Here is a 13,536-nt window from a genome sequence, read left to right as displayed (position 1 = left end):
ACCACCCCCGGTAGGCGTGGCTACCATCACACACCACGTCGAGTGCCGTAGGAGGTGTGCATGAGTCGCGAGGTCACCGAACCCGCAGTTCAGATGGGTTATGTGGTGGCGGATCTCGATGCCGCCATCGACCATTGGGTGACGCATGCCCGGGTCGGGCCGTGGACCGTGTTCCGTCGTGTGACGCTGAACGGGCGCTATGCGGGCGCCGACACGGTCGTCACCATGGACGTCGCGATGGGCTACACCGGCGACCTCCAGATCGAACTCATGCAGATCACGTCGACGACTCCCTCGCCGTACGCGGACGCCGCCGGAGCGCCGCTCGTCGGACCGCACCACATCGCGTGGCTCACCGACGATCTCGACTCGGCGCTCGCGGACGCCCGTGGCCGCGGACTCGAGGAACTCTTCGTGGCCGAGGGACCCGGAACCCGGGTCGCCTACGTGCACTCGCCCTCCCAACCGGGCGCCGTCTTCGAGTACATCCAGAGCGCCGGCATGCGCGAACTGCTCGCCTACGGCATCGAGCAGGCACGCGCCTGGGACGGATCGAACCCCGTGCGCCCGGTCGGCTGATCCGGGCGCATCACCTCACGGGGCCTCGAGGCCCCGAACCGACGTCCGCATCGACGAGGCGGACGACCCGAATCCGGCTCCGCCGGGAAAGGCTGAACGATGGTCAACTGGAACGAAGAATGTGACGTGCTGGTGGCAGGGTCGGGCGCCGGTGGCGCCACCGGCGCCTACACCGCGGCCCGTGAGGGCCTCGACGTGATCCTGGTCGAGGCGACCGACAAGTTCGGTGGCACCACCGCCTACTCCGGTGGCGGCGGCTTCTGGTTCCCGTGCAACCCGGTGCTCCAGCGCGCCGGCGTCGACGACACGATCGAGGACGCGCTCGAGTACTACCACGCCGTCGTCGGTGACCGGACCCCGCGTGAACTGCAGGACACCTACGTCAAGGGCGGCGGCCCGCTGGTCGAGTACCTCGAGCAGGACGACGACCTCCAGTTCGCCACCTACCCGTGGCCGGACTACTACGGCAAGGCCCCCAAGGCCCGCAACGACGGCCAGCGCCACACCATCCCGAGCCCGCTGCCGGTCTCCGAGGTCGGTGACCTGCACAAGCTGGTGCGCGGTCCGCTCGACTTCGACCGCCTCGGCGCGGACCTGCCCGAGATGCTGATCGGCGGACGCGCGCTGATCGGTCGTTTCCTGAAGGCGATCGGCAAGTACCCGAACGCGAAGCTGAACCTGAACACCCCGCTCGTCGAACTGGTCGTCGAGGACGGCGTCGTGGCCGGTGCGATCGTCGAGCGCGACGGCGAGCAGGTCGCGATCCGCGCCCGCAAGGGCGTCCTGCTGGCCGCCGGTGGCTTCGAGGGCAACGACGAGCTGCGTCAGAAGTACGGCGTCCCGGGTGTCGCCCGCGACACGATGGGTCCGTGGGGCAACCTCGGCAAGGCGCACCAGGCCGGTATCGCGGTCGGTGCGGACACCGATCTGATGGGTGAGGCCTGGTGGTCGCCGGGCCTGACGCATCCGGACGGGCGTTCGGCGTTCGCGCTGTGCTTCACCGGCGGCATCTTCGTCAACCACGACGGCAAGCGCTTCGTGAACGAGTACGCGCCCTACGACCGTCTCGGCCGCGACGTCATCGCCGGCATGGAGGACGGTTCGGTCACGCTGCCGTACTGGATGATCTACGACGACCGCGCGGGCGAGCGTCCTCCGGTGGGCGCCTCGAACGTCTCGATGGTCGAGACGGAGAAGTACGTCGACGCCGGCCTGTGGCACACCGCCGACACCCTCGAGGAACTCGCCGCGAAGATCGGCGTCCCGGCCGACAACCTGCGGGCGACCGTCGAGCGTTTCAACGCGATGGCGGCCAACGACGTCGACGAGGACTTCGGGCGTGGCGACGAAGCGTACGACCGCGCGTTCACCGGCGGCGGTCCGGCGCTCATCCCGATCGAGCAGGGCCCGTTCCACGCGGCCGCGTTCGGCATCTCCGACCTCGGCACCAAGGGCGGTCTGCGCACCGACACCGCGGCGCGCGTGCTCGACACGTCGGGCAACCCGATCACGGGTCTCTACGCGGCCGGTAACACGATGGCGGCGCCCAGTGGCACCACCTACCCCGGTGGCGGCAACCCGATCGGCACCAGCATGCTGTTCAGCCACATCGCCGTCATGAACATGGCCGGCCGGTAGCTGACGCCACCTTCCCGCTGACCGCTGACCGCTGACCGCTGACCGCTGACCGCTGCCGTTGCCGTTGCTAGATTGCTCGTATGATCCGAAATGTTCGGTTTGTTTCAGTGTTCCTGCTTCTGGCGGCGGCGGTCAGCGCCTGCGGTTCCGACGACGCCGACATGTCGGCCCCGGAGCCCGCGGTCTCGGAGACTGCGGCTTCCGGGGACGGCGCGTCGGGTGCCTCGGGTTCCGACGTGATGGCGCGGTTCACGAGTTGCGACGACGTCGCGCCCGCGGTCGCGCAGTACAACGAGGGACTGCAGGAGAGTGCGTCCAACATGGTCAGCGAGTATGGCGTGATCTGCGGGTGGGAAACCCCGGACGGCGCGACGGACCTGGGGCAGATCCGGACCGTCGAGGTGGTCGTCGAACCCTGGTCCGGCGAGGTGTCGGCGGCAGGGGATCTCGGGGCCGGCGGCCTCGTCGTCGTGCCGGATGCCGGGCTCGAGCAGGCCGGTGGCATCGCCTACACCCTGAACTTGTCGACGTCCGTCGCCGGCGTGATCGTCACGACGGTCGAGACGCCCGATGCCAAGGTGACCATCAGTGGTGGGAAATGGGATGACGTGCCTGCGCTGGACGGACCGGCGGCGGTGTCCGTCGCCAAGCAGTTGATCGGTCTCTGAGTCACCCGCCCGACAAGTCAGCAAGGCGCCGCCAGGATCTCTCCCGGCGGCGCCCTTCTTGCTCTGGGCTGCCCGGTGTTTCAGTCGTTCGTCACAGTGAATCCCTTGCCGACCGGTTCGGGGTGCGCCGCGATGCCGTCGAGCACCGCGGTGATGTCGATGAACTCGAACGGGCCCCGGGTCATGCCCACCAACTTCGACCCGTCGATGAACGCGGGTCCACCCGAGTCGCCGCCGTTGGCGGTGGCGAACGAATTGATCCGCAGCGCGGGCTGGCCGTAGATCGGCCCGCAGGTCAGTCCCGTCCGAACTCCGGCCTTGCACAGCTCACCCTCGGGGTGGGACGGTCCGATGCCGTCGATCCGCACGTCCGGTCCGTTCGACGAGAGGGCTGCGTCCGGCAACAACTCGATCACGACGTAGTCGATGCGCGGGTCGCGGTACGCGATGGTCCCGATCGGATCACCGGTGCCGGTGGGGCCGAAGCGGTAGACCGGTGCCCCGTCCGGGTACTCGGTGGCACCGCCCGCGGCCGCGGACACGCAGTGCGCCGCGGAGATCGCGATCTTGTTGCCGAGGGCGTCGGTACCGACGACGCCGAGGGTGCAGTACTCCTGGTTCACCAACGGGTTCGACGGCCCGGCATCGGGATTCGCGGTCCAGGCGATGCCGTTGGAGATCGTTCCTGTTGCCGCCGATGCGGCCGGGGCGAGGGCCAGAGCCGGCGCCAGGGCGGCGATCACGGCGAGCGTGGCCAGCAGGACTCGTTTCGTCATCTCTACTTCCTGTCGGACGGTGACCGTCCGTAAGACGAGGCGGTTGTGGTGCGGTTCCGGAATCGCGTTTCCGGGGTGCGCCATAACAGAAGGGTAACGAGGATGTCTCGACCCGTCGAGTGTTTGTTAGGTGCGCATCTCGATCGGGCATGAACCGTCCGGTCTGGTTGCCTACGAAAGGTTTCGGGGGTTTCGGGACCGAGGAATGGAGACCGGACGGTACTGCGGTCAGCCCGCGGATTCCTGTTCCGCGAGTGCCCGGCGGGATTCCTCGTGCAGGACCTCGATGAGGTCGTGCTCGATCGCGGCGAACTCGGGCGAGGTCACCACCGACAACTCCCGCGGTCGGGGCAGATCCACGAGCACCTCGCGGCGAACCGTCGCGGGCCGGGCCGACAGCACGATCACCCGGTCGGACAGGAACACCGCCTCACGGATGTCGTGGGTGATCATCAGCACCGTCCAGCGGTAGCGCTGCCACACGTCCTGCAGCCACGTCTGCATCTCGGTGCGGGTCAGGGAGTCGAGTGCACCGAATGGTTCGTCGAGCAGCAGGACCTCGCGGTCCTGGACCACGGTCCGGAGCAGGGCGGCCCGCTGCCGCATGCCGCCCGACAACTGGTGAGGGCGGGCGTCCTCGAACCCGGCCAGGCCGAACACCGGGAACAGTTCGGCGGCCCGGGCCCGGGCCTGCTTCCGGGGTGTGCGCTGGACCTCGAGACCGAGGGTGGTGTTGTCGAGCACCGAGCGCCACGGGAACAGCAGATCCTTCTGGGGCATGTGGGCGCACGTCGGGGCGGTGACGGTCCCGGTGTCCGGCGCCTCGAGGCCCGCGACGATCGAGAACACGGTGCTCTTGCCGCACCCGCTCGGGCCGATCACGGACACGAACTCGCCGGGGCGGACCGCGAGGTCGATGTCGTCGAGGACGCTGCGGGTGCCGAACGACTTGGTGACGCCCGACAGTTCGACGATTGCCGGCTCAGCCACGAGTGTCCTCCCGGGGCCGGTTCGGCTGGGTGATCCAGGGTGCGACGACGCGTTCGATCGCGTAGGTGCACAGGTACAGCGCGATGCTGATCGTCGCCGTCACGAGCACCGCGGCGAGCACCAGATCGGTGCGGAAGGAGTTCTTCTGGATGCTCATGTAGATGCCCAGGCCGGACGTGGCACCGACGTACTCGGCGAACACCGCGCCCACCACCGCGTAGGTGATGCCGATTCGGAGTGCGGTGAAGAACCGGGGGAGGGCGGACGGCAACCGCACGTACCGGAACTGCTGCCACCGCGATGCGCCCATGCTGCGCAGCAGGGCTCCGGCGTCGCGGTCGGTGGAGGCGAAGCCCTCGATCAATCCGATGGCCATGGGAAAGAACGTCGCCAGGGCGATCACCAGGATCTTCGGCATCAGGCCGAACCCGAACCAGATGATCATCAGTGGGGCGATCGCGATGATCGGCAGGGTCTGCGAGATCACGAACAGCGGGACGAAAGCCCGTCGCAGCCAGGGGGAGAAGTCGACGGCGATTGCCAGCGCCCACGCCACCGCGAGGGACACCGCGAACCCGACGAGGGTCACCTGAAGGGTTGCCCACGCGTGGACAGCGATGTCGTCGCGGTGTGCCCAGCCCTGCTCGAGCACCCGCACCGGTGACGGCAGCACCTGGGGGCGGATCCCGCTCGCCGCGACGTAGGCCTGCCACGCCGCGACGAGCGCGATCACCACGACGACCGCCGGCAGTACCCGGCGGACCGCCCCGGCCGCCGCAGGGTTTCCGCGCTTACGGAACTGCGAGGTACTCATCGGTGAAATACGTCGACCAGTCGGGTTCGGTGGTGAGCGGCTTGCCGTCGGGTCCGGCGAGCAGTCCGTGCTCGAAGAGGAAGCCGGAGTAGCCCGCCCACTGTTCGAGGGTCTGGGTCCCGACCCGGCCCGACGCGTCCTTCATGTAGTCGGCCGCCAGCATCCGCTGGCTCTCGAATACCAGTTCCTCGTCGCTGAACACGCCGGGATTCGCGGCGATCAGAGCCTCGGCGCCGCGGTCCGGGTCGTCCGCGGCGACCTGGTAGCCGCGCTGCAGCGCCTGCACGAACCTGCGGGCCTGCTCGGGGTGCGCGGCCAGCCATTCCTCGTTGCCGTTCACCACGATCGCGTACGCGTCCGGAAAGCCGTAATCGGTGTAGTGGAAGTACCGCATCGGGGTGCCGCGGCGCGACGCCTCGACGCCCTCCCAGGCGAAGTACGACACCGTGAAGTCGGCCTGCCCGCCGTATACCGCCTCGTACGCCGACGTCCCCAACACGACGGTCTCGAAATCGCCTGCGCCGCCGTCATTCCGGATGACCTGACGGAGGATCTCGCGTTCGCCGGGATCGCCGAACCCGGCGTAGGTCTTCCCGTCGAGGTCTCTCGGGCTCGCGAGGTCGGCGCGGTCCGCCTTCACACCGATGCCCGTCGCCCAGTGCTGCAGCGGCGCCAGCACGGACACGGTCTGCGCGCCGGCCGCACGCGAGAACGTCGCGGAATCCTGGAAGCTGGAACCGAATTCGGCGTTGCCCGCGTCGACGAGAGTGTCGGGGGAGGTGTTGTTGTAGGGCAGCACCTGCACGTCGAGACCGGCGTCGGCGAAGAAGCCCTCCTGCAACGCGACGTACAACCCGGTGTGGTTGGTGTTCGGCGTCCAGTCGAGCGCGAAGCGGATGGTGTCCCCGGAATCGTCGCTGCCGCAACCGGTGAGAACGCTCAGCGCGGACGCGACGATCGCCGACGTCGCGAGGACCCGGCGCAGCCGGGACATCGAGGTCACGATGCGGGCCAGGGCTGGGCGTTCAGGGCGGTGTCCCAGAACATGAACTCGTAGCGCGTGGCGATCACGAACGCGCGCACCATCGCCTCACGCTGCGCCGCCGTGGTGGCCGCGGCCGCGGCGTCGACCAGTCGGCGCGCGGTCTCGACGGACTCCTGGAACTCGGGGGCGTCGTACGTGGTCACCCACTGCGCGTACGGATGCGACGGGTCCGCGGCCAGCACGTCCGCGGCGGTCGCGGCCAGCCGGCGGCCCACCTCGCCGTAGATCCAGAAGCACGGCAGCACCGCCGCCGCGGCCACGGCGTACGACTCGGTGGCGGCGGTCGCGGTCAGGTACGACACGTACCCCAGGCAGGCCTGCGAGTGCTCCGGTGCGCCGGCGCCCTCCGGCAGGGCGCCACCGGCGAGCAGGCTCTCGTGCAGTTCGGTCTCCACCACCGCGGCCGACGACGCCGACGTCGCCCAGAACGCCGCGGTCTGCGGATCGGGGGACTTGGCGGCGAGCAGTGCGAGGGCCTTCGCGTACTCGGCCAGGTAGAGGGCGTCCTGCTCGACGTAGGTGCGGAACACGTCGAGCGGGAGCGTGCCGTCGCCGAGACGGCGCAGGAACTCCATGTCGTCGATCGCGCCGCGCAGGACTGCGGTGCGCTCCCACAGGTGATCGGTGAAGCGCGCGTCGGCCGAGGCAGCGGCGGTGTGGACAGATGTGTCGTGGACAGGCGTGATCATCGCCATGACATCCCTTCGTCAGTATTACCTGATGCAGGTTCGACGGGTGTGATCTCAGCCCCGCCTGTGCGGAGCACCCCGTGTCGGTGAACGAGGCGACCTTAGCACCGCCGGATTGGTACGTTGGCAGTCGGCGGTCAGCCTCGGTCGGCGGGCGGTCGAACGTGAGGAGGGCCGCGCGATGGAAGCCGTGGAGATCGTCGAGACACAGGCACCCGACACACTCGTGGTGGAGACTCCGCTCGGTCCGATTCGTGGCTATGCCGACGGCTCGGTTTACTCCTGGAAGGGAATTCCGTACGCCGCGGCGCCGACTGGTGCGCGCCGTTTCCGCAGCCCCGGTGCGCCGCCGTCGTGGACCGAGATCCGCGACGGGCGGGTGTTCGGGCCGATGGCGCCGCAGGGACACGACACGTCGGTGCCGCTCGACCCGGGCATGCGGATCGACGAGGACTGCCTGTCCGTCAACGTGTGGGCCCCGCGGCCGGACGGCACTGCGCGTCCGGTGATGGTGTGGATTCACGGCGGCGCGTACTGCCTCGGGTCGTCCGCCCAGCCCATCTACGACGGTCGCCTGCTCGCCGAACGGGGCGACGTCGTGCTGGTGACCTTCAACTATCGACTGGGCACGCTCGGCTTCCTGGACCTGTCGTCGTTCTCCACTCCCGAACGGACATTCGAGTCGAATCTGGGGCTACGCGACCAGATCGCGGCGCTCGAGTGGGTGCGCGACAACATCCGAGCCTTCGGGGGCGACCCCGACGAGGTGACACTGTTCGGTGAGTCCTCCGGCGGCGGTTCGATCACCACGCTGATGACGGTGCCCCGCGCCGAGGGCCTGTTCCACCGAGCGATCGCGCAGAGCCCGCCGTCGACGTCGGTGTACGGCGCCGAGCGCGCCGCTTCCGTCGCGGCACGGTTCCTCGAGATCCTCGACCTGCCGGTCGACCGGGCGGCCGAACTGGTCGACATGCCCTACGAGCGACTGGTCGAGGCCGGCGACCTGCTGGTCGACGAGGTCCCGACGAAGGTGCCGGGCACCCTGGCGATGGCGCCGGTGGTCGACCGTGACCTCGTCCCGCACTATCCGGTGGCGGCCTTCCAGAAGGGGTACTCGCATCGGATCCCGCTGATCATCGGTTCGAACAAGGACGAGGCGTCGATCTTCAAGTTCATGCGATCGCCGTTGCTGCCGGTCAGCGCGGAGGCTGTCCAGCAGATGTTCGCCGGACTCGCGCAGGACAATCCGGGGCTGTCGGCGCTGCGGTTGGCCGAGATCGTTGCCGCCTACCCGGACGGCGCGAAACCCCGAGGAGCCCTGGCGATCTCGCGAGACGCGGCGTTCCGGATGCCGGCGTTGTGGGTCGCCGACGCGCACAGTCGGCACTCTCCGACGTGGGTGTATCGGTTCGACCACGCGGCGCCGATGCTCAGGGCCGCGCGCGTCGGCGCCGGTCACGCCACCGAACTGCCTTACGTGTTCGGCAATTTCGGGACACTCAACCCCGATCCGACCTTCTGGCTCGGTGGACGCAAGACGGCGCTCGAGGTCGCGGGCCGAGTGCAGCGACGCTGGTTGGCCTTCGCGCGTCACCGCGTCCCGGCGGCTCTGGACGGCTCCAAGCACTGGGCGCCGTACACCGAGGAGACCCGATCGACCCTGCTGATCGACACCCACGACAGCCTGGTGTCGGACCCCGACCACGCGATGCGCGTGGCCTGGGGCGACGAGGTGATGGGTTTCAGCTAGACGGCCCGGTCAGGACTTCTTGACGACGCTCGACTTGAGTTGCATGGGGCCGATGCCGTCGACCTTGCAGTCGATGTCATGGTCGCCCACGCCCTGGACCAGGCGGATGTTGCGGACCTTCGTGCCGGCCTTGATGCCGGTGGGGCTGCCCTTGACCTTGAGGGTCTTGATCACGGTGACGGTGTCGCCGTCGGCAAGGACGTTGCCGACCGAATCGGTGACGGCACCGCTGTCGTCGCCGGATCCCTCTCCCGATCCGCCGGAGCTGGGCGTCCACTCGTGGGCGCACTCCGGACAGACCAGCAGGGCGCCCATCTCGTAGGTGTATTCGCAGGAACAGGCGGGGCAGGGCGGCAGCGGATTGTCCACGGCAGCGATCCTAGGTCCCGTCAGTGCCCGCTCGGTTCGACGCCCAACTTCTCGCACGCGGCCTGGTACAGCGCGACCACCTCGGTGCGGATCGACGCGCGGTCGGTGACCGTGCCGATCCACGGCACGCGGACGGTGCGCTCGGCGCCGTCGACGTCGACCGCCCACTCGCCGGCCTCGGTGTCCAGTCCGGTCATGCGGGCGGTGGTGGCGGCGGGTTCGGCGAACGCGCGCACGATCATCAGGTTGTCGGCGGTGTGGTCGCCGTTCATGTGGCCGGTGACGGCGGCGACGACGGCAGCATCGAAGGAGGTCATGGGCGCGATCCTAGCTGCACCGTGGGTGGTTGCCGGTCGTCGTCCAACTCGCGCAGCACCGGCAGTGCGAAACACACGAGTGCCACCGCGATCACCGGCACCGCCAGGGCGAAGAACGTGGTGCGGACACCGAGCTGATCGATGAGCGGACCGGCCACCAGGAATCCGAGTGGCCCCGCGGCATAGGCGGTGGAGGTCATCACGCCGACGACGCGACCGCGCATGTGCTCCGGACTGCGGGTCTGCATGGCCCAGTTGGCGATCGGACCCACCGGCCCGAACACGAGGCCGATCGCGACGGACAGTGTCAGCAGCACCCACAACGGAGGGAGGAATGCCATGCCGAGCATGGACAACCCCAGGCCGCTGACCGCGATCAGCATCAGGATGCGGCGCTGGAGATAGGGCGCCAACGCACCGTAGGCGAGGGCTCCGACCAGCCCGCCGACGCTCATCGCCATCAGCACCCAGCCGAGCTGGGCGGGCTCGCCGCGGTCGGTGAAGTACTTGGGGAACAGCACCGACTCGATCGGCAGGTACAGCGCGACGATCGCCATGTCGACCAGCGCGAGGGTCCGCAGCAGGCGGTCGTTCCACACGAACCGCAGGCCCTCGAGGGTGCCCGTCCACATGGACGCGGGCCGGGTGGCGTGGTCGGGGCGACCGGCATGTTCGAGGTGCAGGAACGCGATCGTCACGATCGACAGCACGAAGCAGACGGCCGTGACCCACAGCGTGCTCTCCGGGCCGACCAGCGCGATCAGGACGCCGCCGATGCCCGGTCCGACGAGGTAGGCGACGTTGTAGTTGGCCTCGTACAGGCTGTTGACCCGGTCGAGATTCCAGCCCGCCGCCTTCGTCGCCGCCGGCAGCATCGACTCGCGCGCCGAGATCCCGGCCGGGTCGAACGTGGCACCCAGCGCGGCCAGCACCGCGAGCACCGGCACCGACAGCCCGATGGTTCCGGCGACGACGGGGATCGCGGCCACCGACAGCGCCGACAGCGCGTCCGACACCAGCGACGTGGGACGGCGCCCGAACCGGTCGACGACGGTGCCCGAGAACAGGCTCGCCAGCAGGAGCGGTACGGTCGCCGCGCCCGCCACGATGGCGGCGTCGGTGGCCCGTCCGGTCTGCTCGAGCACCAGCCACGGCAGTGCGACGATGACGATGCCGTTGCCGGTGGCGGAGAACAGCGTCGCGACGTTGAGCAGGATCAGCGGTGTGAAACGTCGGGCTACGGTCACGTCGGGGGTGGTCACGGCACGGGCCTTCGGTCGAGCGGGTGTCCAATCGAAGCTAACAGCGCGGCCGGAACCCGCGCGAGCGGTTTTCCTCGTGGCGTTTCCGAAGGATTCCTCCCGAATGGCGAGAGGAATCCTTCAGGATCGGCATCTACTCCCGGGTCCCGATCGCGGCGACCGGATCCTGGCGCAGCGCGGTCCGGGTCGGGATCGCGATCGCGGTGAGCCCCAATAGGACGGTCACCCCGAGGATCAGGGCGTAGACGGCCGGGTCGACGCTCGGGATCGGACGCCCCGAGACCGCGGCCGCGACGCCCGCCAGCGGGGGCAGCGCGATCACCGACCCGACGACCGCCGCGACGGTCACCACGATCACCGATTCTGCCCGCATCATCCGGCGCACCTGCCGACTGCTCGCGCCGACGAGTCGCAGCAGCGCGAACTCACGGCCCCGTTCGGCCGTCGCGAGCACGAGGGTGTTCACGACGGCGACCGCGAGGTAGCCGAGCAGGACCGCGAGCGCGACGATGCTCACCCATGCCTGCGTGCGGCGCTGTTCCTGGCCCGCGGCGGCGAACTCCGCGCGGTCCGAGACCGCGACGCCGCCCATCGCGGTGATCGCGGCACGGGCCTCGTCGACCCGTCCGGGTTCCGCGGTCACCAGCAACATGTCGGTCAGTCCCGTCGTGGTGTGCGCGCGGACCTGCGAGATCGGCAGCGTCACGTCGCCGAAGCCGAGGCCGCGGCCGTACGTCGCGACGACGGTCGGGGTGACGAGCGTGCCGTCCCCGAGTCGCAGCGGAACGGTGTCGCCCACCCGGGCGCTCATCGAGAACGCGGCGTCGGTGCTGAGCGCGACGGTGCCGTCCCGGAGCTGCCCGAGGTCGCCGGCGCGGACGTCGAGGTCGAGGGTCGATCCCGTGGCCGCGGGATCGATGCCCTGTACCGGGTACGGCGTGGTGGACGGCGCCTCGCCGCCCGTCGTGAACAGGGCTTGGCTGCGAGCGATCGGATTGGCCGTGCGCACAGCGGAATCGGTGCCGACCCGGTCGACGAGCCCGGAGGCCAGGCCGGCGGGCGCGGTCACCACCAGGTCAGCCGTGATGCCGGAGCGGGACTGGTGGTCGGCGGCCGCGGCGACGGTGTCCTGGGTGAACAACTGCACCGAACCGATCGCGATGGCCAACGCCAGCGGGGTGATCGCCGCGGCCAGGCGTCGTGCCCGGGCCCCGGAGTTGGCGGCCGCCAACACCAGTGCCGGTGACGCACTGCGGCGCAACGGACCCCCGAACCGGCGGACGGCCCCCGCGACCAGCAGCGGGCCGAGCAGAGCCACCGAGATCACCAGCAGCACAGCCGAAGAGCCCGCACCCGCGAGCGCGGCCTCTCCGGGCAGCACTGCCGGCAGCAGCGAGGTGGCGAGTCCGCCGAGACCGAAGACGAGTCCGGTGACCAGTCGCCCCTTACCGATGGAGGCCGGTTCCACCGCGGATTCGCGCAGGGCCTCGGTGGGATCCAGGCGCGCCGGACGTCGGGCGGCGACGGCAGCAGCGATCCGCGCGGTGCCGACGGCCAGCAGGACGCCGACCACGGCGGGGACGGGGCTGTACGCGAGCGCGAAGTCCGACGGCAGGACGCCGGCCTCGGCGAACTGGGCGCGCAGTACCTGCGCGAGCGCATAGCCGGGGCCTGCACCGAGCAGTGCGGCGGTGCCCGCGACCAGCAGCACCTCGCTGCCGATGAGGCGGTGTACCTGCCCGGGCGTGGCACCCATCGCACGGAGCAGCGCGAACTCGCGGCGCCGCTGCTGGATGGACAGTGACAGCGTGCTCGCCACCACGAACATCGCGATGAGGATCGCCAGGCCGGCGAACGAGCCGCACAGCATCATCAGTTCACTTCGCGCGGCCCCGGCATCGAGGTACTCGACGTCGCCGCGGGCGCTGCCGGTGTAGGTGTGCACGTCGAGACCGGGCAGGCTTTCGCGTACCCGGTCCGCCAGCGCCGATGCGTCGGTGCCGGTGTCTGCGAGCAGACCGACCGCCGCGACGCTGTCGCCGTGCGGCCACAGTGCACGTGCCCGGGCGTCGGACACGAACACCGTCGCCGGCCGGTCCACCGGCTCGGCGGTGGGGGCCGCGGCGACGCCCACGACGGTGTAATCGTCACCGATTCCTCCGTGCCGCAGTGTGATCCAGTCGCCGGGTGCGCCCCTGGTCACGACGATCTCGTCGGGTGCTGTCGGCGCGCGGCCGGCCGTCAGCTCGTACGGCGCGAGAGCGGCGGACGACCAGCCGTGCGCGTCCAGCGTGGTGCCGTCGTCGGTCGTGAGGGGTATCCCGATGTCGGCGATCGCCTTCCGAACGCCGGGGACGCCGGACAACCCGTCCACCACGGTGGCCTGCAGCAGCGCACGCTCGATGTACGACTGGTCGACGTCCTCACGCACGTCGAGGGCCTGCGTGGCTCCGACGACGACGTCGGCACCCGAGTACCGGTGCGGGGTGACACCGCCGCGGACCCCCGACTCGAACAGCACGCCCAGCGCGCCGGTGAGCAGCGCCGCGCAGAACACTGCGACGAACATCGCCGCGAAGCCACCGCGCTGCGCTCGGATATTGGCGCGGGCCAGGGCCCGCAGCCTCGACCTCTGCATC

General features: G+C 69.8%; 13 protein-coding genes and 1 riboswitch. Of the genes, 4 read left to right on the top strand and 9 right to left on the bottom strand.

The window, feature by feature from the left end; all coding sequences use genetic code 11:
* Window positions 1-60 precede the first annotated feature (60 nt).
* From IJ15_RS0111675 to IJ15_RS0111665, 3 genes are all read left to right on the top strand, one after another.
* Window positions 61-579, top strand: a complete 519-nt coding sequence (locus tag IJ15_RS0111675) for a VOC family protein (RefSeq protein WP_031938514.1) — start codon at window positions 61-63, stop codon at window positions 577-579.
* Between the two features lie 99 nt (window positions 580-678).
* A complete protein-coding gene (locus IJ15_RS0111670) occupies window positions 679-2,217 on the top strand; it encodes an FAD-binding protein (protein WP_031938513.1) in 1,539 nt (512 codons plus the stop codon).
* Window positions 2,218-2,324: 107 nt separating this feature from the next.
* Window positions 2,325-2,885: a hypothetical protein gene (locus IJ15_RS0111665; RefSeq protein ID WP_231569505.1), complete on the top strand. Its 561-nt coding sequence runs from the start codon at window positions 2,325-2,327 to the stop codon at window positions 2,883-2,885.
* An 80-nt stretch (window positions 2,886-2,965) separates the two neighbouring features.
* Here IJ15_RS0111665 and IJ15_RS0111660 read toward each other — a convergent pair whose 3' ends face one another.
* From IJ15_RS0111660 to IJ15_RS0111640, 5 genes are all read right to left on the bottom strand, one after another.
* Window positions 2,966-3,661, bottom strand: coding sequence for a chymotrypsin family serine protease (locus IJ15_RS0111660; protein WP_031938511.1), 696 nt, complete (start codon window positions 3,659-3,661; stop codon window positions 2,966-2,968).
* Window positions 3,662-3,889: 228 nt separating this feature from the next.
* Window positions 3,890-4,651 (bottom strand): ABC transporter ATP-binding protein, encoded by a 762-nt coding sequence (locus tag IJ15_RS0111655; RefSeq protein WP_031938510.1) that lies wholly within the window; start codon window positions 4,649-4,651, stop codon window positions 3,890-3,892.
* Entirely contained in the window at window positions 4,644-5,465 is an 822-nt protein-coding gene (locus IJ15_RS0111650; protein ID WP_031938509.1) for an ABC transporter permease, read from the bottom strand. Before IJ15_RS0111650 ends, IJ15_RS0111655 begins: the two co-directional genes overlap by 8 nt.
* Entirely contained in the window at window positions 5,443-6,468 is a 1,026-nt protein-coding gene (locus tag IJ15_RS0111645; protein WP_031938508.1) for an ABC transporter substrate-binding protein, read from the bottom strand. The genes IJ15_RS0111650 and IJ15_RS0111645 overlap by 23 nt, the downstream gene beginning before the upstream one ends.
* Window positions 6,465-7,199, bottom strand: a complete 735-nt coding sequence (locus tag IJ15_RS0111640) for a TenA family protein (RefSeq protein WP_231569504.1) — start codon at window positions 7,197-7,199, stop codon at window positions 6,465-6,467. The genes IJ15_RS0111645 and IJ15_RS0111640 overlap by 4 nt, the downstream gene beginning before the upstream one ends.
* A riboswitch (TPP riboswitch) is annotated at window positions 7,193-7,290 on the bottom strand. It overlaps the preceding gene by 7 nt.
* Before the next feature lie 90 nt (window positions 7,291-7,380).
* Between IJ15_RS0111640 and IJ15_RS0111635 the strand changes: the two genes are divergently transcribed.
* Window positions 7,381-8,949: a carboxylesterase/lipase family protein gene (locus IJ15_RS0111635; RefSeq protein WP_031938506.1), complete on the top strand. Its 1,569-nt coding sequence runs from the start codon at window positions 7,381-7,383 to the stop codon at window positions 8,947-8,949.
* Between the two features lie 9 nt (window positions 8,950-8,958).
* Here the strand turns inward: IJ15_RS0111635 and IJ15_RS0111630 are convergent, their stop codons facing one another.
* The 4 genes from IJ15_RS0111630 to IJ15_RS0111615 all read right to left on the bottom strand — a co-directional run bounded on the left by IJ15_RS0111630 (window position 8,959) and on the right by IJ15_RS0111615 (window position 13,535).
* Window positions 8,959-9,318, bottom strand: a complete 360-nt coding sequence (locus IJ15_RS0111630; protein ID WP_031938505.1) for a zinc ribbon domain-containing protein YjdM — start codon at window positions 9,316-9,318, stop codon at window positions 8,959-8,961.
* A gap of 20 nt (window positions 9,319-9,338) precedes the next feature.
* A complete protein-coding gene (locus tag IJ15_RS0111625) occupies window positions 9,339-9,635 on the bottom strand; it encodes a DUF2470 domain-containing protein (RefSeq protein ID WP_031938504.1) in 297 nt (98 codons plus the stop codon).
* Window positions 9,632-10,897 carry an MFS transporter gene (locus tag IJ15_RS0111620; RefSeq protein ID WP_031938503.1) on the bottom strand — a complete coding sequence of 422 codons (1,266 nt, stop codon included), beginning with the start codon at window positions 10,895-10,897 and terminating at the stop codon, window positions 9,632-9,634. The genes IJ15_RS0111625 and IJ15_RS0111620 overlap by 4 nt, the downstream gene beginning before the upstream one ends.
* Window positions 10,898-11,030: 133 nt before the next feature.
* Window positions 11,031-13,535 carry an ABC transporter permease gene (locus IJ15_RS0111615; protein WP_156112082.1) on the bottom strand — a complete coding sequence of 835 codons (2,505 nt, stop codon included), beginning with the start codon at window positions 13,533-13,535 and terminating at the stop codon, window positions 11,031-11,033.
* Between the last annotated feature and the right edge of the window lies 1 nt (window position 13,536).

It is taken from the genome of Prescottella defluvii (genome assembly GCF_000738775.1).
GTDB lineage: Bacteria > Actinomycetota > Actinomycetes > Mycobacteriales > Mycobacteriaceae > Prescottella > Prescottella defluvii.
Note: the sequence above shows the minus strand (reverse complement) of the source record. Positions and strands in the feature narration are given on the sequence as shown.